This is a genomic window from Fructobacillus fructosus KCTC 3544 (assembly GCF_001438695.1).
GTDB classification, from domain to species: domain Bacteria; phylum Bacillota; class Bacilli; order Lactobacillales; family Lactobacillaceae; genus Fructobacillus; species Fructobacillus fructosus.
Genome location: NZ_JQBH01000011.1, coordinates 23882 through 46336, shown reverse-complemented (window position 1 = coordinate 46336; position 22455 = coordinate 23882). Strand labels below are relative to the sequence as shown.

The window sequence follows — 22455 nt, the reverse complement described above, 5'->3', positions numbered from 1 at the left end:
TGGCTACTACTTTAAGCTGCCAGCATTTGTGAAAATGACTGGTGGCTCTTCAACAGATTTTTTTGTTAGACGCCAGTAAAATGGCGTCTTTTTTTGTTTTAAAAATACAGGAGAAAAAATATGACGAACGAAAATGTAACACAAGAAGCAGTTGCCGAACCAAACGCGCTGCCAGAAAAGAAAAAGAATTCCGTTGTTTATGAAGTGTCACAGGGTGTCTCCTATGTCATCTTGTCGGTATTGGGAATGGGCTTTCTCCTTTCCTCACTGGGAAACATCTTCCACTTGCCCGTTTTGGTACAGGCCGGTTTAATGGGGCAAAAGATGCTGGCACCCGCACTTGGTGTTGGGGTAGCCATGGCCATGCGTTCTAATATCTTGACAACAGGGGCCGCCTTAATCTCGGCCACAGTCGGATCAAACGCCGTTTACTTCGCGACAACGGCCGTACCACACGCTCAAACAGCAACCCACTGGGTAGCGAATCAACCGGTTGGCTCACTTGTCATGACTTCGGGACAGCCCGTTTCCGCCGTCTTTGCCGCCGTTTTCGCGGCCATGGTTGGTAACTACCTGTCGGGTAAGACGCCTTTGGACATGATGTTAGTACCTTTTGCCGCTGTTGTTGCTGGTACGGTGACTGGTTTATTCGCCGCTACCTACACGACGCCATTCTTGAACTGGATCTCTGAATCATTGGCCAAGACCATGGAAGTGAACCCATTCTTAGGGGCCTTCGTTGTTGCCTTCTTCTGGTTCCTCTTCTTAATGACACCCGCTTCTTCGGCCGCTTTGGCCATCGCTGTTATGCTTGACCCCTTGTCATCTGGGGCAGCAATGATCGGCACGACCGCTGGCTTCGTGATGTATCCCGTGATGTCTTGGAAGCAAAACAACCTTGGCGCTTTCGTTGCCCAAATTATCGTGACACCAAAAGTTCAGTTTGCGAACCTGTTGAAGAGCCCCCTGCTTTTCTTCGGGCCAGCCTTAATGGCCGCTGTCTCAGCCATGGTTGCGGTTGGTGTCTTCTCATTCAAAGTCCCTTACGCCCTTGCCGGCATGGGCTTGAATTCATTGGTTGCCCCACTGGCTTTGGCCGGGACAAACCTGCACACTTTCGGACTCTATGTTCTCTTCGGCATGTTGCTGCCAGCAGTGGCTGCCGTGGTTTTCTACTACCTGATGACAAAAATGGGTCTGACAAAGAAGAACGATTTGCACTTGGATTTGGTTTAATCAATGGTTACTAGTGAAACGTTTATGTAAAAAATGGAGGATTGAAAAATGACTGAAAAGCAAATGACGAAAAAGGGAATGGAACTCGCAAAGGCACTTTATGAAGCCTACAAAACGCAAAAGCCCTTGCAAATGGCCGACTGGACTGGTGTTGTGACGACTGACGATGAAGCCTATCAGGTTCAAGATGCTTTGATGAAGCAAAAGGGCGAAAAAGTCGGTGGCTATAAAGTCTCGTTGACGAGCCGGGAGACCCAGGACATGTTTGATTCCAACGAACCACTCTACGGAGCTCAGGTGGAAAGCCACTTCGTTAAGTCCGGCACTGCGTTGTCCTTGTCCAAGGATTTGATGGATCCACTGACAGAGGTTGAGTTGGTCTTTACTGCCAAGGAAGATTTGTCAGCCACTGATTCATTGGAAGAATTGGCGAAGAAAACAACCGTGGCACCCGGTGTGGAAGTGCCGGATTGCCGTTTTGCGGAATGGTTCCCTAGTTTGAACAAGTACTTGGTCATGTCCGATGCTGCCGTTGGTGGTTATGTTGTCTATGGAGAGGGCAAGGACACGACGGATTATTCCATGGATGAGTTGGCCAATGTGTCAACGAAACTTTTCCACGATGGTGAAAAAGTTGGCGAAGGAAAGTCCTCAGAAGTCCTTGGGAACCCGTTGAACTCCTTGCAATGGTTGGTTAAGAAATTGGCTAGTCAGGGGAAGACGCTAACAAAGGGGCAAAAGGTTTCCTCAGGAACCTTTTTGTTGCCACCTCACTTGACAGAGGGTAAGTGGGAGGCGACTTTTAACGAAGGCATGCCAACCGTAACGGTTGAAGTCACAAAGTAAGTAAAAAAACGCTGGTTATCAACCAGCGTTTTTTTTAGAAAATTAAGTTCAAACCGAAATAGATAATGACAAAGCCTAGCATAGGCGAAAGAAACTTATTCAGTTTCTTTTGATCAAAGAGGCGGAGTACGAGCGGTGTTAGGACGGAACCAGCAATGCCACCAGCCATCAGGAAGAGACCCGCGGTCCATGAAATTGGGGAACCAGCAGCTAAGTGACTGAACAAGCCAACGACGGCTAAAACCCAGAGAATGTAGGTTGTTGTTCCCGTTGCTTTAACGGCTGGCAAACCAATGATGGACAAGCCGGCCACGACCGCAGAACCACCCGATAGGCCACCAAAGCCAACCATCAAGCCGGAAATGAGACCGAAGAGAAGGGCAACTTTAGACTTTTCGTTAACCACCTGTTCTTTTTTCTTCTTGCGAAGGTTTTTGTAAAGGACAACACAGCCCATGAAAGTTAATAGGCAACCAATGGCTGTTTGATAGATGACTGCGGGAATGAAGCGGGAAACGGCGGTTCCGATGATAATGCCGGGAATGGCGGCGAAAATGAGCCGATTACCAATCCGTAAATCAACGTTTTTAAGTTTTAACTGTGTTAGGAAGCCCGAAAGAAGGGCAAACACCGCAATGAACAGAGAAGTTGGCACCGCCATTTCCGTTGACATCGCCAGTGAAGAGGTCAAGACACCCAAGTAAAAAGTCGCGCCGCCGCCACCAATTAGCGTAACGAAGCAACCGATTAAGAAACCATATAAAATAATTAACATTTTTTTCTCTCTTGTAATGAAATAATTGCTTTTTTTAGTCTAACAGTTTCCTTTAAAAAGAACAAAAAAAGGCCGAATATTCGGCCTCTCTTTTGCTATCGTGGCAGTTGGGAAATCAAAGCATTTGTTAACATGACTTAATTAGGTAAATCGTTAAAATTTTAGGAAGTATTTTCAAACGGTTGGGTGTCCGTTTGAAAACATGAATCGTACTAAACCAAGTTTAGTCAATTGAATGTGTAATTGAATGAAAAATAGAATAGGGTTTTAAGACAGTAATACTAGGAGTATCTGCCACGATTTCTAGCAAGTTCAGTGTAGCACTACCTAGTGATAAATACAAATATTTTAAAATATTATACATTTTTAAAAATAAAGTTTTGCAGAAAAAAACAACCCTAAGCTGGGTTGTCATGATGTTTATTTACCAGGCTCACGAAGCCATGGTTGATCGCTCTTTTCGTTAATTGTCAGGATGCGCTCCAACGTGTTTTGCGCAGCAGGAACGAACATTTGTGGTCGGGGATTAACTGGGATAAAGGCGACATCAAGTGTTTCATCACCATCCGCCTTTAGATGGCTAGTATCTGTGCCCGCCACCAGTTTCACTTCAAAGCCCATTGAAATGGTCTCCTGAGCATCGCCCCAAGAGTTCTTGGGATTAACGTGAGTGGCGATTCCTAGTAGACGAACCACTTCAACGTCTAAATTCGTTTCTTCCTTAAATTCGCGAACAACGGCTTGCATTGGAGAGTCTCCATATTCGAGGAAGCCGCCGGGGAAACCATAGCCCACCTTGGAATCACCACGTTTTTCCAAAAGAATGGCATCGTGTTTTTCGTTCCATAATACGCCAAAGGCAGAATTGAAAATCATGCCTTCGTGACCGACTTTGGCACGCATCCGTGCAATGTAATTTTCTTCCATTTCATCTAGTCCTTTCGCTTCTAAATATATTTTAAGCTTCCGCTATCATAACGCTGTCAAGGTGAAGAAACAACTGCGGAGAGGTGTCCGTGTTACAATGAAAGAAGTAAAAAGAAACAAGTGGGTAAAACATGACAGATAAGAAAGTAGCCGTTTGGTACGAGCATCTTCATACAGAAAAGCATACTGGTGCACGAAGGGGACGACTCCATACACCACATGGCACCTATGAAACGCCGATGTTCATGCCCGTTGGAACCCAGGGAGCGGTTAAGGGTGTTAACACTCGAACATTGAAGGAAATTGGTTCTCAGTTTATCCTAGCCAACACCTATCATCTCTGGGTTCGTCCCGGAGACGAACTGATTGCACAAGCCGGTGGGTTACACAAATACATGGGTTGGGACCAGGCGATTTTAACTGATTCGGGTGGATTTCAGGTCTTCTCCCTTTCCGATGCTCGCAAGCTGAAGGAAGAGGGGGTGACGTTCCAAAACCATGTTAACGGCGACAAGATGTTTTTGTCCCCGGAAGTGGCCATGCGAATACAAAACAACCTAGGTTCAGACGTGATGATGCAGTTGGATGAGGCAATTCCGTATTTTGAAACCTATGATTATATTAAAGATTCCATGCAACGGTCGCTTCGCTGGGCAGATCGAGCACAAAAATACCACCAAAAAACGGATACACAAGCTCTTTTTGGCATTGTTCAGGGAGCGGGTTTCCGAGACTTGCGGACTGAATCCGCAACTGAATTAGTTAAAATGGATTTACCTGGTTATGCCGTTGGGGGACTTTCTGTTGGTGAATCTAAAACAGAAATGAACCGTGTTTTGGACTTTACCGTGCCGCTCTTGCCGGAAGACAAGCCACGTTACTTAATGGGAGTGGCTGCTCCCGATTCGCTGATTGATGGGGTCATTCGTGGTATCGACATGTTTGATTGTGTTTTACCAACTAGAATTGGCCGGAAAGGTACACTCATGACCTCAAAGGGTCGTGTGGTCATTAAAAATTCCCGTTATAAGGCCGACTTTTCACCAATCGACCCAGATTTGACTTATTATTCCGATAATCCAATTCGAAAGAATCAGTTCGGCAATTTAGCCCAATATGATTTACCCAATTACAGTCCTTACCAGAATTTGTCCCGCTCCTACTTGCACCATCTCTTTAACGCTAACGAGCGTTTGGGGGCTCAAATTGCTTCCGAGCATAACCTTCGCTACCTCCTCCACTTAATGGAAGAAATGCGGACGGCAATTGAAGAAGATCGGTTATTGGAATTTAGGGAACGGATTTTGGAAGAGTACGGTTATAATAAAAAGAACGCACGACTTTTTTAAAATCTGGTACAATGTAACAAATAACTAGAAAAAGGAAGCAACTCATGCAAAACTTTATCCTCCCCTTGATTTTGGTTGTTGCCATGGTCTTTTGGATGCAACGCACACAAAAGAAGCAGCAGGCACGCCAAGCAGAAATGAAGAACCAAATGGTGAAGGGCTCTGACGTCATCACTATCGGCGGTTTGCACGGTAAGGTTGACCGCGTGAACGAAGCCGACAAGACGGTTGACTTGGACTGTGAAGGCGTTATCTTGACTTTTGAAGTAACGGCTATCCGTTCCGTGAAGAACGCCGAAGCAGCAAAGCCTGCTGAAACAGCAGCACCCGCTGATGAAAAGGAAGCAGACGATGCTGAAGAGAAGAAGGAAGACTAAGGTCTGATTTCTTAAGCAAAAGCAGTACCCTTTTGGGGGCTGTTTTTTCTTTTCCAAGTTTAAAAGGGCCGTTGTCAGAAATGGGTCAAATGAACATTTTTGACTATCATCTGCCGTTTATCTTTTAAAATTTTGGTGGTAAGCTAATAATCACAGAATATTGTAGAGGGCGTAATGCCTGTAAATGAACGATTCAGAGACGTTCAAGGACTCTTCTTAAAGAAGAGTCCTTTTTAAAAAAAGATGATTGAATGGGGAGAAATCGATGGAACTACTAATCACCTATGCAAGGCCCTACTGGAAAAAAATAACGGTTGCTATTTTAGCAGTGACGATGATGGCTTTAGCAACACTGACGCAACCACAGTTTTTGGAAAAAATGATGGCAGCGATCATTGCTGACAAGAGTGACTTGATTTTAAAAAATGGTTTTTATCTGTTATTGCTTGCTTTGGTCGGTATCGTCGCCGGTGTAACCGGTACCTACTTTGCTTCGCAAGTATCACAATCCGTGGCTGCTGATATTCGTCAGGCCGAATACGAAAAAATTCAACAATTTTCACTGGAACAGGTGCAGTCCTATAGTTCGGCCAACCTGGTCGTTCGATTAACCAACGATATTAACCAGGTGCAACAGTTGGTGATGCAATCCCTACAGATGGTGCTGCGAGTGCCTATTCTTTTTGTTGGGGCCATTATTTTGTCCATCTGGACCTTACCTTCCCTCTGGTGGGTGGTGCTCCTCATGATTGTCTTGATTGTGCTTTCTTCCAAACGGATTTTTGCCATGATGGGCCGTTATTTTGGGAAAATACAGCAACTAATTGACCAAAATAACACGCTCGCACAGGAAAACTTGAGTGGTGTTCGGGTCGTGAAATCGTTTAATCAGCAAGGGCAAGAGGAAGCATCCTTTGCCCAAAACACCCAGGAACTAACGGATGTAAACCGTCGAATCGGCTACCTCTTTAACTTGATGTTCCCAATTTTCATGTTGATTTCCTACGCAGCAATCGCGGCTGCAATGCTCTTTATTTCGACGTCGATTAAAGAAACGCCAGATCAGTTAGCTAAAATCACACCGTTCATTACCTATTTGAATCAGATTTTGATGGCACTTTTGATGTTGGGCATGATTTCGACTTTTGCTTCCCGTGGCTTTGTTTCATTGAAACGAATTGCGGGGATTATGGCGGAAAAGACGGAGCATCAGAAAAAGGGCAATCAGCTAGCAATGGCTAAAGAGCACTTTTTAACCAAGGAACTGACAGTTCGAGATGTTTCCTTTACCTACCCGAAAGCCGAAAATGCCGTTCTACATGACCTCTCTTTTACACTTCCTGCTGGGCAAACACTGGGTGTGGTCGGTTCGACCGGCTCTGGAAAGTCCACACTGGCCTTGCTACTAGCACGACTTTATCAGGCAGATGCTGGGCAGATTACGGTAGATGGCCATGCCATTGAAGAAATTGCTTCCTCTGATTGGCACCAGTCGGTGGCCATTGTGATGCAAAAGCCAGTTCTGTTTTCAGGAACAATTGCTTCTAATCTAAAGATGGGCAAGGAAGACGCTAGTCCGGAAGAAATGGCTGAAGCAGTTGATGCAGCTCAGGCTGCTGACTTTGTTGATGCTTACCCGGATGGATTGGAACATGAAATTGCGGAACGTTCTGCGAACTTGTCAGGGGGGCAAAAGCAACGCCTTTCTTTGGCCCGGGCCTTAGTGAAAAAGCCCCGCTTGCTCATCTTAGATGATGCAACCTCCGCCTTGGATGCTCGTTCAGAGCGCCGTGTGCAAGATGTTTTGGCTAACGACTTTCAAAAGACAACGAAGGTCATTATTGCCGAAAAGATTGCTTCAATCATTCATGCAGATCAGATTATTGTGCTTGATGCTGGTCAAATCGTCGGCGTTGGTTCACACAATGAGCTGCTATCAAACAGTCCGGTCTATCGAGAAATTTATCAAAGTCAAAAAGGGAAGGGGCAAGAAAATGATTAAACGCGCGGTTCGCTATTTTACAAGTTATTTAACGCCCTATTGGAAGGGCTTGATTTTGGCGGCTACCCTCGTGTTGTTGGGGACCTATGCCCAGATTAAGGCGCCACTTTATCTTGGGGATGCTATTTCCGGCTTAACAAAATACTTGACGGCCTCCTTTACACCAGGTGCCCATGCGTCTTTACATGACTTTTATCAGGCATTGATTGGAATGGTGCTCTTTTACTTGCTTTCAGAAATTGGATTGGTTCTGTCCGGGCTGATTATTTCACGGGTCTCCTCCGATTCAGTTGGTGAGATGCGAACCGGCCTCTTCGCTAATTTGCAAAAGAAGACGATTCGTTATTTTGATTCACACCAGGACGGGAAGATTTTGTCTTTGTTCACTTCTGATTTGGATAACGTGTTCAATGCCATGAATTCTGCCGTTTTTCAAATTTTTTCTCAAGGTGTCCTTTTCCTTGGCATCATCTGGATGATGCTTGAAAAGTCGTTGACAATGGCGCTTGTAACGATGGCCCTTTCACCGGTTGCCATCGTAGTTGCGTTGGTCATTGTTAATCAGGCCTGTAAGCAAATTGAAAAGCAGCAGCAAGCTACCGGTGATTTAAATGGTTACATTAATGAACAATTATCCGGTCAAGCGGTCTTACTGGCGGAAGGTCGGCAAGAACAATCGATTGAATCGTTCCGCCCATTTAACGAAACGCTTCGTCAAGCCAGCCAAAAGGGGCAGTTCTATTCAGGACTCCTCTCACCCTTGATGCAGGGCTTTTCACTCTTAAACTTAGCCATTGTGATTTTCTTTGGTTCGTGGTTAGTGCTCCATAATGGAATGGATAAGGCCGCTGGTCTGTCCTTAATTGTCGTTTTTGTTACCTACTCTCAACAATATTTCCAGCCAATTTCTCAGTTAACGGCCATTTATAACCCACTTCAGTTAGCCATTACTGGGGCAAACCGGATTCGAGATGTCGAGGAGATGCCAAATGAAGTGAACGTCGGTCATTTGCAGGCTGGTCCATTAAAACGTGGTGTGGCTTTAAGGCATGTTGACTTTGCCTACCAAGAAGGACGCCCCATTCTAAAGGATGTCTCCATTGACGTGAAGAAGGGGCAGATGGTGGCCCTGGTGGGACCAACCGGTTCAGGAAAGACCACGGTCATGAATTTGCTGAACCGCTTCTATGACTTGAACTCAGGTGAGATTACCTATGATGGGACACCAATAAAAGACTTTGATTTGGAATCGTTGCGGCGCCGTGTTGGCATTGTTTTACAGGAGTCCGTTATTTTTTCAAAGTCGATTCGTGAAAACATTGCCTTTGGAAAGCCCGAAGCGACTTTGGCAGAGGTTGAAGATGCGGCCAAACAGGCCAACATTCATGACTTTATCATGAGCTTACCCGATGGCTACGATACGCAGGTGACGGGGGCGGATAACCTATTCTCGACTGGTCAAAAGCAATTGCTGTCGATTGCTCGAACCATTCTGACAAACCCTGATTTGCTAATATTAGACGAAGCGACGGCCAATGTTGATACTGTGACGGAAGCGAAAATCCAATTAGCGATGGAAAACGTCATGAAGGACCGTACGTCCTTTGTGATTGCTCACCGGTTAAAGACAATCTTGTCTGCCGATCAAATCGTTGTTTTAAAAGACGGTCGGGTCATTGAAAAGGGGACACACGAGCAGTTGCTGTCCGAAAAAGGCTTTTATTCCGAACTCTATTACAACCAGATGGTCTTTGATTAGATATGGGCTTTTGGCTGCCATTTCGAAAGATGGTATAATATTGGCACTACGTTTAACTTCGCGAATGAATGGGGGCTTGGCATGAATATCGGATTATTTACAGATACTTATTTTCCGCAAGTATCAGGTGTGGCAACGTCTATCCAAACCTTAAAAGATGCACTCGAAGCTCAGGGGCACCAAGTTTATATTTTTACAACAACGGATCCAAAAGTTAGTAAAGATGCTGATGAACCACATATTTACCGCTTTTCTTCCTTACCATACTTTGGATTTAAAGACCGCCGTTTGACTTTTCGCGGGTTAATCCAGGCTGTTGAAATTGCCAAAGAGGTGAAGCTGGATATTGTGCATACTCAGACGGAGTTTTCACTTGGTCTAATTGGGAAGTACGTTGCCCGGCGATTGAAGATTCCGGCTATTCATACCTATCACACCATGTATGAAGACTATACTCACTATGTGGCAAAGGGAATGCTAATTAAGCCTTCGACCGTTTCCCATCTGATGAAGGCCTATCTCAAGTCCATGGACGGTTGTATTGCCCCCTCTGAACGAGTGAAAGAAAGCTTACTTTCATATGGCGTCGATGATATTCCGATTCCGGTTATTCCAACCGGTGTTGCCATTAAGGAACTAGGTTCTGGTAGGGAAGACTTACACGCGAAGTACGGGATTAAACCCGGTACCCCAGTTGTTTTGTCACTCGGGCGTTTGGCCTTTGAGAAAAACATTGCCATGACGATTTCGGCTTTTTCTGAAATCTTGGAACAAATACCCGATGCACGCTTGTTAATTGCGGGGGATGGTCCCGCTAAAAAATCACTTCAGGATCAAGTAGAAGAACTTGGTCTGCAAGACGCGATTACTTTCACTGGAATGGTGGACCACGACCAAGTGGCTGATTACTATCGTTTAGCAACGGTCTTTGTTTCTTCGTCTGATTCTGAAACCCAGGGCTTGACCTTTATTGAAGCCCTAGCCTGTGACCGCCCCTTCGTGGCCATTCACTCACCATATCTTGATCAGCTGGTGACGGATTCAGCCATTGGAAAGCTGGTTGACGACTATGACGGTTTCATTGATGCTGTCTTGTCTTACCTAAAGCGCCCTGATTCGAAAGAAGATGAGCAAGTTCGCCGAGCAGCCGTTAAGAACGTTGACGCAGACACCTTTGCGAACCGTGTTCTTACCTTTTACAAAGAAGTAATCCAAAACTATAAACAAGATGAACAGGCCGATGATTCTGACCAATTGAACGATGACGAAATTGGTTATATCAAACGCCTCTTACGAAATCCTTTTAGGAGAAATTGACTTGAAAGTCCTTTTATACTTTGAAAACCAAAACTTGATTGCCCAATCGGGGATTGGCCGTGCAATGCGCTTGCAATTGGCTGCGCTTGGTCCAGTGGCAGATGTCACTGTAACTACTGACCCCAAGTGTGTCGACTACGACGTTTTACACATCAATACCTACGGTTTGCGATCCATGCAAATGGTTAAAAAAGCACACAAAATGGGTAAAAAAGTTATTTATCATGCCCATTCAACTTATGAGGACTTTCGTAATTCTTTCTTCGGTTCAAACCTGTTGGCGCCATTTTACAAGAAATACCTTGTGTCACTTTACAAACAAGGAAACGCCTTGATTACCCCGACTCCGTATTCCAAGTCCTTACTTGAAAATTACGGGTTAACGCAACCAATTTATCCAGTATCCAATGGGATTGATTTGGCCAAGTACGGCTATAAAGAAGAACAAGTTCAGGCTTACAAAGAATATTTCAATATTCAACCTGATCAAAAAGTCGTGATGTCTGTCGGTCTTTTCTTTGAACGAAAGGGGATTTTCGACTTTGTCGAGCTGGCCAAGCGTCACCCAGAAATCACCTTTATTTGGTTTGGTCATACAAACTTGGCCATTGTACCCGGGAAGGTTCGCCATGTCATCGAGCATCACCCGGCTAATTTGATTTTTCCTGGTTACATTACTGGTGACATTATTAAAGGGGCGTTCGCCGCTGCTGATTTATTCCTTTATCCTTCTTATGAAGAAACCGAAGGTATTGTGGTGTTAGAGGCCTTGGCCTCTAAGCAGAAACTGTTAGTGCGTGATATTCCGGTATACGATGGGTGGTTAGTCGACCAGGAAAACTGTTATAAGGCAGAAAGCTTGGATGACTTTGATAAGCAAATGCAAGCGATTTTGGCTGGTAATCGCCCTGACTTGACTGAGGCCGGTTACCAGGTGGCGAAAGAGCGTGATTTGCATCAAATCGGACGGGTGCTCGATGATGTTTATCGAGCAACGCTGGCAGACAAACGCTTACCACTCAATGATAACGGGACGGTTGATATCAACTTGTCCGATCAAACAGTCTAAGGAGTCTGACATGTCACGCCGAAACCAACTTTCTGCTCTCGTTGTCCTCTTGACAACCGGACTAGTGATTTACTATTTGGTTAACGAACTGTCCGGTCGGGGAAAACAATTGGAAGCTGCCTTAAAGGTACTTGATTGGCGTTTTCTGCTCATCGCTTTTTCGATGATGATACTCTCCCTAATTCTTGAAGCCTTTGCTACCCATGCCTTGTTAAGCAAGCAAGACCGGTCGGATACCTCGTTTGGTACGTTGATGCGGGTCCCGCTGATGAATCAGTTGGGTGTTGGTTTAACACCCTTTGCAACGGGTGGTCAACCTGCACAACTCTACGGGCTGACTCGTGGTAACATCCCAGCCTCACGAGCGCTTTCCGTTATTTTAATGAAGTTCTTGGTGTACCAAGTGGTGGTTGTCTTGTTTTTCATCGTTGGCTACTTTGCTGCAGATCACTTCATTTATGAAAACGTGAATCCGGCTTTTGCAACATTTATTCCCTTTGCCATTGCCATCCATGCCGTTGTGATTATCGGGATTTTATTGGTGATGTTTTGGCCGACTTTGTCCTTGAAAGTCGTGGACATGGGTGCTAAATTAGTCTCAGGGTTTTACAAGGGTGACAGTATTTCGACCTTTAAGAAGCGTTCAGAAGAAAAAATCCGTAGCTTCCATGAGGAATCAAAGCGGGTGATTCGTTCAACACGTTCATTGTCGATTGCTACGGTTTATACTGGATTGCAATTGATTGCGCTTTACGTGGTCCCTTACTTTGTTATCCGAGCTTTTGGCTACAGTACGGTTAATCCATGGTTGATTATCGCCATGAACATTATGATTGTGATGGTTATTTCCCTCTTTCCAATTCCTGGTGGAGTGGGTGGGGCTGAAATTTCCTTTCAATTACTCTTTACACCATTCGTGAAAAACCCGGCAACGCTGGTCTTAGTGATTTTGATCTGGCGTTTGATTACCTATTACTTTGGTTTGTTTGCTGGAATCTTGGCTTATGTCATTCCAACAAAAGAACAAAAAGAAGGACATCATGCCTGAAAAAACGAGTCAATTACAAGATATTTTAAACCGCCTTTCTGCGATGCAAAAGTCAAAGGATGGTCGGTATCAAAAACGACGTTTTGACCTCTATGGATTGGAACTGTTACAAGTCACCTATGATCAAGAAAACCAAGAGTGGGATGTGCTCGACCATCGATTAAAAAAGCACTACCATTTTGATGATATTGATTTAGTGGCAATTGAAATATACGATTTACTTCGTGATGTGCAACTGACCTTTTAGGTCAGTTTTTGTGAGGAATAAAGAAATGTTACGTAACTTTATGGGGACGATTAAACAGCGCTTGAATTGGTCAACAGTGAAAGCGTCAAAACATTGGTGGTCGAGCCTGACTGGCTTTTTTGTCTTAAATTTAATTCTCGTTTGGTTGAAGACCTATCTCAATTACTTCTTTAACTTTTCTTTGGGGGCTTCCGGTCCCATTCAGTTGTTTTTGCTAGCGCTAAATCCAATTCCAACCGCCATTATTCTACTTGGCATTGGTCTTTATTTCCGTGGACGGCTAGCCTACTTCCTCGTCTGGCTGTTCAACTTAATTCAGACCATTTGGCTTTTTGCCAACATGCTCTATTATCGTGAGTTTTCAGACTTCCTGTCATTCGGCATTCTTGGTTCGGGTTCATCAACGGGGAATAACCTTGGAAAGTCCATTGCGGCTATTATTAGGCCAACCGACTTTCTTGTGTATGTCGATGTAATTATTTTAGCCGTGTTCTTACTCTTTAAGCTCTGGCCAATTGACAAGAAGAAAATTTTAAAGCGCTACGCCTTCTTGACCACTTGCCTGGGTGTTGCTTTGATGCTGGTTGATTTTGGGATTGCTTCGGTTGATCGCTCGGGCTTGCTGACACGGTCCTTTGATAATAACTACATCGTTAAGTATCTTGGTTTGAATGAATACGCGGCTTTCAACGCCTTTCAAACGAAGAAGCAGTCTGACTCTCGTAAAGAGGCGACGGCTAGCGATTTGAAAACGGTTCAGAACTTTATTAATCAAAACAACATTCCGGCCAATGCCAGCTACTATGGCAGTCAAAAGGGGAAGAACGTCTTTGTCATTCACTTAGAGTCCTTCCAACAATTCTTGATTGATTATAAAGTCGATGGGCAGGAAGTAACGCCGAACTTGAATGCTTTCTACCATGATCAAAACACCCTTTCTTTTGATAATTTCTATAACCAAGTTGGACAGGGAAAGACTTCCGATGCTGAAATGATGCAGGAAAATTCGCTGTATGGTTTGGCAACCGGCTCGGCCATGACAAAGTACGGAACGGCCAATACCTTCGAGTCCATGCCGGGAATTCTTGGTCAGCAGGGCTACACATCCGCTGCCTTCCACGGCGATGTTTCAACATTTTGGAACCGGAATAACACCTATAAGTCCTTTGGTTATAACTACTTCTTCTCAAAGAACTACTATCCAAACGCTGACAAGGCCAATTACTCCGTTGGGTATGGTTTGAAAGATAAGATTTTCTTGAAGGATACGGCGCAATACATTGAACAATTGCCTCAGCCGTTCTATGCCAAGTTAATCACGGTTACCAACCATTATCCATATACATTGGATAAGGAGAACGCCACTTTCCCAGCAACCCAGACAGGGGATTCAACAGTGGATGGTTACGTACAAACGGCTCACTACTTGGACCAAGCCTTTGGTGAATTGATGACCTACCTGAAGAAGACCGGCCTCTACGATAATTCAACCTTTGTTTTGTATGGTGACCACTACGGAATTTCTGAAAACCACCAACCGGCCATTGCCAAGTTACTTGGTAAGGATTCCGTTGATAATTATGATTTGGCCAACTTCCAAAAGGTTCCGTTCATGATTCACGGCACTGGCTTGCAGGGTGGCATTAACCACACTTATGGTGGCGAAATTGATATGATGCCAACCCTCTTGCATTTGCTTGGAGTATCAACGGATGGCATGACGATTTTTGGTCATGATTTGCTTTCACAGCAAAACCCACAAACGGTTGTCTTCCGAAATGGTGATTGGGTGACCCCAACCTACACAAAGTATCGAAATGACTATTATGATACTCAGACGGGCCAAAAGCTGTCCATGAAGTCTAATCCGGCTTTGAAAGCAACGGCTGCACGAGTACAGGCATACGCGGATAAGTCTTTGTCTTATTCCGATAAAGTCATTACAGGCGACTTGCTTCGCTTCGATAAATCGAGATTGAACTCCTATACAGTGAATAAGTCATCCTATGACTACCAAAAGGCTTCTGCGCTCAAGCAGTTGAAGCAAAACCAAAAATCAAACCCGACCTCTTTGCTTGCTAAAAACAACGGCCAGTCGACGGTGAACGAATACGAAACCGATGCACCGGAACTAAAGTAAGCTTCTTGATTGGATATTGAACTCAAAAACGAACAGATTTGTGTTATAGAACATCTGTTCGTTTTTTGCTATAATAAAATAAGTGTTTTAACAGTTTGGAGGCCTCATGGTAGCACCAAAACGAGAGAATGAAAAATTTGAAGTTGTTTCAAAGTACCAGCCCACTGGTGACCAACCAAAGGCCATCAAGCAGTTAGTGAAAGGGTTGAAGGATGGCGAAAAGGAACAAATCCTTCTTGGTGCCACTGGTACCGGAAAGACCTTTACCATTTCCAACGTCATTGCTCAAAATAATAAACCAACCTTAGTGTTGTCACATAACAAAACCCTAGCGGGTCAGCTCTATTCCGAATTGAAAGAGTTCTTCCCGAATAATGCGGTTGAATACTTCGTTTCCTACTATGATTATTATCAGCCAGAGGCTTACGTGCCTTCTTCTGATACTTTTATTGAAAAGGACTCGGCCATTAACGATGAAATTGATCAGTTGCGAAACTCGGCGACGGCCTCGCTTTTTGAGCGCAATGATACCATTGTGGTGGCTTCAGTTTCTTCAATCTTTGGATTGGGTGATCCGCACCAGTATAAGAATCACGTCATTTCCTTGCGCGTCGGCAGCGAGTACGGTCGTAACCAGTTAATGCACGACCTGGTAGACGTCCAGTTTGCGCGTAACGACATTGACTTTCAGCGTGGAACCTTTCGTGTTCGCGGTGATGTTATTGAGATTTTTCCATCTTCACAAGATGAATTGGCTTTGCGGGTGGAGTTCTTTGGTGATGAAATTGATCGGATTCGTCAGATTAATGCCTTAACCGGACAGGTTGTTTCCGAAAAAGACTATGTAGCGGTTTATCCCGCTAAGCACTTTATGACCGACGATGACCGGATGAAGAAGGCTCTGGTTGGTATCCGCGAGGAAATGGAAGAACGTCTAAAGGAATTCGAAAAAGAGGGGAAGCTACTCGAAGCACAACGCCTTCGTCAGCGAACGGAATACGACCTGGCCATGCTCCAAGAAATGGGCTTTACGCCAGGAATTGAGAACTATTCGCGTTGGATGGACGGTCGCCAAAAGGGAGAAGCGCCCTATACACTGCTTGACTTCTTCCCAGATGACTTTTTGATTGTTGTCGATGAAAGTCACGTGACGATGCCGCAGGTTCGTGGTATGTATAATGGCGATAAGGCCCGCAAGGAAACACTGGTTAATTACGGGTTCCGTTTACCTTCTGCCTTGGATAACCGGCCGTTAACGTTGCCGGAGTTTGAAAAGCACGTTAACCAAATTATTTATATGTCGGCCACCCCTGGTGACTATGAACTTGAACGAGTCCCCAAAAAAGACGTGGTGGAACAAATTATTCGACCAACTGGTCTGCTTGATCCGGAAGTGGAAGTTCGACCAGTTATGGGGCAGATTGATGATTTAGTTGGCGAGATTAACAAGCGAGTTGAACGTGATGAGCGTGTCTTCATTACGACATTGACCAAGCGGATGTCAGAAGACTTGACGGATTATTTGAAAGATGTCGGGATTAAGGTTGCTTATTTGCATTCCGATATTAAAACGCTGGAGCGAACGAAGATTATTCGCGAATTGCGTCTTGGTAAGTACGATGTCTTGGTCGGCATCAACTTGCTTCGAGAGGGAATCGATGTGCCGGAAACGTCTTTGGTGGCCATTTTGGATGCCGATAAAGAGGGCTTCTTGCGTAATCCTCGTTCCCTTATTCAGACCATTGGTCGTGCGGCTCGTAATGCCAATGGTCACGTGATTATGTATGCGGATAAGGTCACCAGGTCCATGAAGGAAGCCATGGATGAAACGGCTCGTCGTCGTGAGATTCAAATGGCTTACAACAAGGAACATGGTATTACGCCACAAACCATTAAAAAGGACATTCGTGACTTGATCCGTGTTGATCGGCCAAGTGAGGAAACGGAGTCGGTCGACATGACGGAGGTCGACTTTGCCGACTTACCAAAGTCGGATCAAACGGATATCTTGGAGAACTTGTCAGCGCAAATGAAGGCGGCTGCCAAGGAACTCGACTTTGAAACCGCTGCGAAAGTCCGTGATAACATCATGAAATTAAAAAAACAGGCCGGCCGCTAGTTAGTGAGTCTGTTTAAACAGGAAGCCCAGTGATGGGCTTTTTAGCAAGTAGAGGAAAACATGGCTAAGAATAAAATTGAAATTCGTGGTGCTCGGGCCCACAATTTAAAAAACATCGATGTCGATATTCCAAAGGACTCCTTGACCGTTGTGACTGGCTTATCCGGTTCCGGTAAGTCCTCTTTGGCTTTTGACACACTCTATGCCGAAGGGCAACGTCGTTACGTGGAATCACTGTCGGCCTACGCCCGGCAGTTTCTGGGGCAAATGGATAAGCCGGACGTCGATTCCATTGATGGCCTTTCACCGGCCATCTCGATTGATCAGAAAACAACTTCGAATAACCCGCGCTCAACCGTCGGAACGGTAACCGAGATTGCCGATTACTTCCGTTTGCTCTTTGCTCGTGTTGGAAAGCCGGATGATCCAGCTGATGGCACCAAAATTCTGCAATCCATCGATCAAATGGTGGATTACGCACAAAAAAATTTACCAGAGGAAACGCGTTTACAGGTCTTTGCACCCGTGATTGAACATAAAAAGGGAACACATCAAAAGACCTTTGAAAAGATGCAAAAGCAGGGTTACCTCCGTGCCAAAGTCGATGGCGAAATTATCGAGCTCGACGGCCCTGATGATGTCAGCCTCGACCGTAACAAGTTTCACGACATCTCGGTCATGGTCGACCGAGTGGTGATGCGGGACGGTTCACGCTCGCGACTGTTCGATTCCATCGAAGCCGCCACTGGCTTGGCCAACGGTCTTGTCGTTTTGGAACCAGTCGCACGCGGTGATGAGGAAGCGCAAGCGCCAATTCGGATGTCGGACCACTACCTGGGTGACTTGAAGGATTTCCGTCCTGGTCGCCTGGAACCCCGACTGTTCTCCTTTAACGCGCCCGACGGGGCCTGCCCGGTTTGTCAGGGCTTAGGTTCGAATCAGGAAGTTGACATTGATTTGGTCATTCCAGACGATACATTGACGCTTCGTCAGGGAGCAATTGCGCCTTGGAATCCGATTTCGTCGAATTACTATCCTGCATTGTTGGAACAGTTCTGTGAGCAGTTTAAGATTGACATGGATACACCCTTTAAGGACTTGAAGAAGGACCAGCAGGAGCTGATTCTCTATGGATCGGGTGACAAGAAATTCCACTTCCACTTCAATTCTGACTTTGGTGGGGTTCGCGATGTCGACCAACCTTTCGAAGGGGTCATGAACAACATCGCCCGCCGTTTCAAGGAAACGAACTCGGACTTTACCCGTGATGTCATGGCCCAGTACATGACCAAGTTGACTTGTCCGGCCTGTCACGGCTACCGGTTGAACAAGGCGGCCTTGTCCATCAAAGTCGCTGGACAAAACATCGGTGACGTGGCCAACCTACCAGTCAACGACGAAATTGACTACTTTAACAGCATTACACTCGGTCAGCAAGACGAGGAAATTGCTAAGCCAATCCTGAAGGAAATCAAGGACCGCCTGGGCTTCCTCCAGTCCGTTGGCTTGGACTATTTGACTTTGTCACGGTCCGCTGCCACGTTGTCCGGTGGGGAATCCCAACGAATTCGCTTGGCTACACAAATCGGGGCCAACCTGTCCGGTGTTCTTTACGTCTTGGACGAGCCATCGATTGGTTTGCACCAACGCGACAACGACAAGCTGTTGGCTTCCATGCAAGCGATGCGTGACTTGGGGAACACACTGGTCGTGGTTGAACACGACGAAGACACGATGAACGCGGCCGATTATTTAATCGACGTCGGCCCGGGCGCTGGTTCCCTTGGTGGTAAAATTATGGCGGCCGGGACACCGGCAGAGGTGATGGCTAACCCGAACTCACTGACGGGTCAGTACCTGTCTGGTAAGAAGTTCATTCCGGTCCCAAAATCGCGTCGCAAGGGTAATGGTGAGGAAATTATCATTCGCGGAGCCAAGGAAAACAACCTGAAGAACGTGACGGCCAAGTTCCCACTTGGTAAGTTCGTGGCCGTGACTGGTGTTTCGGGCTCTGGAAAGTCGACTTTGGTGAACACCATCTTGAAGCGTGTCTTGAAGCAAAAGCTAAACAAGAACTCGAATAAGCCTGGTGCCTACCGCAAGGTGGAGGGAGTCGAAAACGTCGAACAAGTCGTCGATATCGACCAGTCGCCAATTGGACGGACACCCCGTTCGAACCCCGCAACCTACACCGGTGTCTTTGACGACATTCGCGAACTCTTTGCCCAAACCAACGAAGCCAAGCTGCGTGGTTATGCCAAGGGCCGTTTCTCCTTTAACACCAAGGGTGGTCGCTGTGAAAACTGTCGTGGTGACGGGGTCATCAAGATTGAAATGAACTTCCTGCCTGATGTCTACGTGGCCTGTGAAGTTTGTCATGGCACGCGCTATAACTCCGAGACCCTGGAAGTGACGTATAAGGGCAAGACCATTTCCGACGTCTTGGATATGACAGCAGAAGAAGCCTTAGACTTCTTTGCTCCCATTCCGAAGATTGCTCGTCGTTTGCAAACAATCGTTGACGTCGGCTTGGGCTACGTCAAGTTGGGCCAGTCGGCGACGACTTTGTCAGGTGGGGAAGCACAGCGAATGAAGCTGGCTTCCGAACTGCACCGACGCACAAACGGTAAGACGATTTACATCCTAGACGAGCCAACGACTGGTTTGCACACCGACGATATCGAGCGCCTGCTGGTTGTCTTGAACCGTCTGGTTGACAACGGCAACACCGTGACCGTCATTGAGCACAACCTGGACGTAATTAAATCCGCCGATTGGATCATCGACCTAGGTCCTGAGGGTGGTGCCGGTGGTGGCCAAATTATCGCCACGGGTACTCCCGAAAAAGTCGCTAAGAGCAAGGACTCCTATACAGCTAAGTACCTCAAGCAAATCATGGAACGTGATATTGCACGGGAAAAGGCGGAGAAGAAGTCATAAAGGTTTTTAAAAACAGCAGAAATGCTGTTTTTTTTATTGTTCAAAAAGAAAACAAAAAGGCTTCAACTAGCTGATTTCTAATCGAAAATCATCCTTTTTTTATTTGTGAAGAAAAGGACTTTGTAACCTTTTTTACCACTTAGATTAAAAACATGTTAAAATACTTAAAGTTTAAATCTGTGCAAAAAAGGAGGTCGCAGAATGGAAAAAGAAGAACTAAACCGGGGGTTTGGTCTTTGGTCCTCACTCGCTTTGGTAATTGGGACGATCATTGGCTCCGGAATATTCTTTAAGCAGGGATCGGTCTTACAAACGGCTGGTTCAACATCCTCGGCCTTGCTGGCCTGGTTGGCTGGTGGCATTTTGACTTTGACAGCTGGGATGACCGTTGCCGAAGTTGGGTCTCAAATGACAGAGACGGGTGGAATTTATATCTACCTAACGAAGCTTTACGGAAAAACGATTGGTTATTTGGCCGGTTGGATGCAGGTCGTTTTTTACGGTCCTGCCATGATGGGAGCCATTGCGGCATACCTTGGCTTGCTCTTCACGTCGCTTTTCGGCATTAATCACGTTTGGTCGGTACCGGCAGGAATGGTTGGCTTGGGATTCATTGGCTTGATTAATTCTTTGCCAAACAAGAACTCGGCTTCTTTCCAGGTGTTGACGACAACGATTAAGTTGTTGCCAATTGTGGCCTTGATTATTTACGGTTTGTTCTTTGGAAAAGAAGACGCGCTGTCACAAACGGTTTCAACAGCCATGCAAACTTCTGGCGGTGGTTTCGGTGTTGCCGTCTTGGCGACACTCTTTGCCTATGATGGTTGGGTTACGTTGGCAAACATTTCAGGTGAAATTCGCAACCCACAAAAGACAATGCCAAAAGCCATTGTCTACGGTATTTTAATTGTAATTGTGGCCTTCGTTGGCGTTTCTTATGGGACTTACCGGGCTTTACCGGCTGATCAAATTGTTTCCTTAGGTTCCAACGCCACGGTCCATGTGGCTGAACAAGCCTTTGGCTTATGGGGAGGTCGCTTACTTTCGGTCGCTATTTTGATTTCGTTGTTAGGTACTTTGAACGGAAAAGTCGTTTCATTTCCGCGCGTGCTCTTTGCCATGGCGCGAAAGGGTGACTTTCCATTTGCCAAAACCTTTGCCAAGTTGAACCAACGTTCCAAGACACCGAACACGGCAATCTGGTTCATGATTTTTATTGGTTATGCCATGATGTGGCTAACGGATCCGAACCAGTTGACGGATTACGCGGTTTTCATCACGTTTTTGTTCTATATTTTGGCTTTCATTGGGGCTTTCATCCTACGCCGAAAAGATCCAGCAGGTGAAAAGCGTGACTTTTCGATGCCACTTTACCCATGGATTCCTATCGTTGCGATTATTGGTTCTATCTATGTTGAAATCTCAGAATTAATCAACGATTTGCATGGCGTACTCATTTCAGTTATCATAGTATTATTGGGTTGGCCAGTGTATTACTGGCTGAATAAGAAGAAAAATTAAGAACACCACACAAACGCCCGCCATTTGCGGAGTTTACGAAAAGATTACGGAGGTTTGATTACATTATCCTTTGATTTCCGAAGATTAAATTTTGTTTTAATTTTCATATAATCTACGACAGGGATACTGTAAGACATGATGTTTAATAAAATTTTACTTACGAGCGTTGCAGTTGCCGGTCTTGCATTGACAGCTGTTCACCAACAATTTCATAATTCAAAGTCCACGACTGACCAAGCCGCAAAGGTTTCAAACTCAGTTAATGGTAAGACGGTTAAGACTGCTGTGTCTTCACTTGATAACATTAAGAGTTTGGAAACAACGGCTGCCAGCCAAGATGTAGCGACTGATCAAGAAGCAACAACTCAAGATACTGCTTCTGACACTGCTAGCCAATCATCTGATAGTAGCGCCGCTACTGTTCAGACAACGGCAGTAAGTACGCAGCCAAGCACGGCTACTTCGACGGCAGCATCGTCTTCTTCAGCAGCTAGTTCAACTACTGCTGCTGCGACGACCACTGCCTCAACATCATCCGATGCATCTGGTGACATTAACTGGTTGATTCAACGCGAATCTGGTGGTAATGTCAATGCACAAAACGGCTCATTCTACGGAATCGGTCAGTTGTCAGCATCAGCTTATGCAACCTATGCCGGCGGACAAGATTACCATGGTAACTATGCCGTCCAGTTGCAGGCTATGCAAGGATACATTGCAGGACGTTATGGATCTGTTGCAAATGCGATTTCCCATTTCCAATCAAACGGTTGGTATTAAAAT

General features: G+C 45.6%; 17 protein-coding genes. 15 read left to right on the top strand and 2 right to left on the bottom strand.

Annotated features, from left to right (window positions below):
- Positions 1-120: 120 nt before the first annotated feature.
- Both IV71_RS06010 and IV71_RS06005 read left to right on the top strand, forming a co-directional pair.
- Positions 121-1236: a PTS sugar transporter subunit IIC gene (locus IV71_RS06010; protein ID WP_010690580.1), complete on the top strand. Its 1116-nt coding sequence runs from the start codon at positions 121-123 to the stop codon at positions 1234-1236.
- Positions 1237-1284: 48 nt separating this feature from the next.
- The gene (locus IV71_RS06005; RefSeq protein ID WP_010690579.1) at positions 1285-2082 is read left to right on the top strand and encodes a 2-keto-4-pentenoate hydratase; all 798 of its coding nucleotides are present in this window, start codon (positions 1285-1287) and stop codon (positions 2080-2082) included.
- Positions 2083-2116: 34 nt separating this feature from the next.
- Here IV71_RS06005 and IV71_RS06000 read toward each other — a convergent pair whose 3' ends face one another.
- Together IV71_RS06000 and IV71_RS05995 are read right to left on the bottom strand one after the other, a co-directional pair.
- Entirely contained in the window at positions 2117-2857 is a 741-nt protein-coding gene (locus IV71_RS06000) for a sulfite exporter TauE/SafE family protein (protein ID WP_010690578.1), read from the bottom strand.
- 420 nt (positions 2858-3277) lie between these two features.
- Positions 3278-3784, bottom strand: coding sequence for an NUDIX domain-containing protein (locus IV71_RS05995; protein WP_010690576.1), 507 nt, complete (start codon positions 3782-3784; stop codon positions 3278-3280).
- A 131-nt stretch (positions 3785-3915) separates the two neighbouring features.
- Between IV71_RS05995 and tgt the strand changes: the two genes are divergently transcribed.
- The 13 genes from tgt to IV71_RS05930 all read left to right on the top strand — a co-directional run bounded on the left by tgt (position 3916) and on the right by IV71_RS05930 (position 22452).
- Entirely contained in the window at positions 3916-5133 is a 1218-nt protein-coding gene (tgt, locus tag IV71_RS05990) for a tRNA guanosine(34) transglycosylase Tgt (protein WP_029489755.1), read from the top strand.
- A 44-nt stretch (positions 5134-5177) separates the two neighbouring features.
- Entirely contained in the window at positions 5178-5510 is a 333-nt protein-coding gene (yajC, locus tag IV71_RS05985) for a preprotein translocase subunit YajC (protein ID WP_010690573.1), read from the top strand.
- A gap of 265 nt (positions 5511-5775) precedes the next feature.
- A complete protein-coding gene (locus tag IV71_RS05980) occupies positions 5776-7512 on the top strand; it encodes an ABC transporter ATP-binding protein (protein ID WP_010690572.1) in 1737 nt (578 codons plus the stop codon).
- Complete coding sequence (locus tag IV71_RS05975; protein ID WP_010690570.1) at positions 7505-9271, top strand: ABC transporter ATP-binding protein; 1767 nt, start codon at positions 7505-7507, stop codon at positions 9269-9271. The genes IV71_RS05980 and IV71_RS05975 overlap by 8 nt, the downstream gene beginning before the upstream one ends.
- Positions 9272-9352: 81 nt before the next feature.
- Positions 9353-10588, top strand: coding sequence for a glycosyltransferase family 4 protein (locus IV71_RS05970; protein ID WP_010690569.1), 1236 nt, complete (start codon positions 9353-9355; stop codon positions 10586-10588).
- A 1-nt stretch (position 10589) separates the two neighbouring features.
- Positions 10590-11657, top strand: a complete 1068-nt coding sequence (locus IV71_RS05965) for an LTA glycolipid anchor biosynthesis glycosyltransferase, IagA/BgsA family (protein ID WP_010690567.1) — start codon at positions 10590-10592, stop codon at positions 11655-11657.
- A gap of 10 nt (positions 11658-11667) precedes the next feature.
- Positions 11668-12705 (top strand): lysylphosphatidylglycerol synthase transmembrane domain-containing protein, encoded by a 1038-nt coding sequence (locus IV71_RS05960; RefSeq protein ID WP_010690565.1) that lies wholly within the window; start codon positions 11668-11670, stop codon positions 12703-12705.
- Positions 12698-12952, top strand: a complete 255-nt coding sequence (locus IV71_RS05955) for a YkuJ family protein (protein ID WP_010690564.1) — start codon at positions 12698-12700, stop codon at positions 12950-12952. The genes IV71_RS05960 and IV71_RS05955 overlap by 8 nt, the downstream gene beginning before the upstream one ends.
- A gap of 25 nt (positions 12953-12977) precedes the next feature.
- Complete coding sequence (locus tag IV71_RS05950; protein WP_010690563.1) at positions 12978-15092, top strand: LTA synthase family protein; 2115 nt, start codon at positions 12978-12980, stop codon at positions 15090-15092.
- 106 nt (positions 15093-15198) lie between these two features.
- The gene (gene uvrB, locus IV71_RS05945; RefSeq protein WP_010690561.1) at positions 15199-17211 is read left to right on the top strand and encodes an excinuclease ABC subunit UvrB; all 2013 of its coding nucleotides are present in this window, start codon (positions 15199-15201) and stop codon (positions 17209-17211) included.
- 60 nt (positions 17212-17271) lie between these two features.
- On the top strand, positions 17272-20151 hold the full coding sequence (gene uvrA / locus IV71_RS05940) for an excinuclease ABC subunit UvrA (protein ID WP_010690559.1): 2880 nt from the start codon (positions 17272-17274) through the stop codon (positions 20149-20151).
- 201 nt (positions 20152-20352) lie between these two features.
- Positions 20353-21672 (top strand): APC family permease, encoded by a 1320-nt coding sequence (locus IV71_RS05935; protein WP_010690558.1) that lies wholly within the window; start codon positions 20353-20355, stop codon positions 21670-21672.
- A 135-nt stretch (positions 21673-21807) separates the two neighbouring features.
- The gene (locus IV71_RS05930) at positions 21808-22452 is read left to right on the top strand and encodes an aggregation-promoting factor C-terminal-like domain-containing protein (protein ID WP_010690557.1); all 645 of its coding nucleotides are present in this window, start codon (positions 21808-21810) and stop codon (positions 22450-22452) included.
- Positions 22453-22455: the final 3 nt, after the last annotated feature.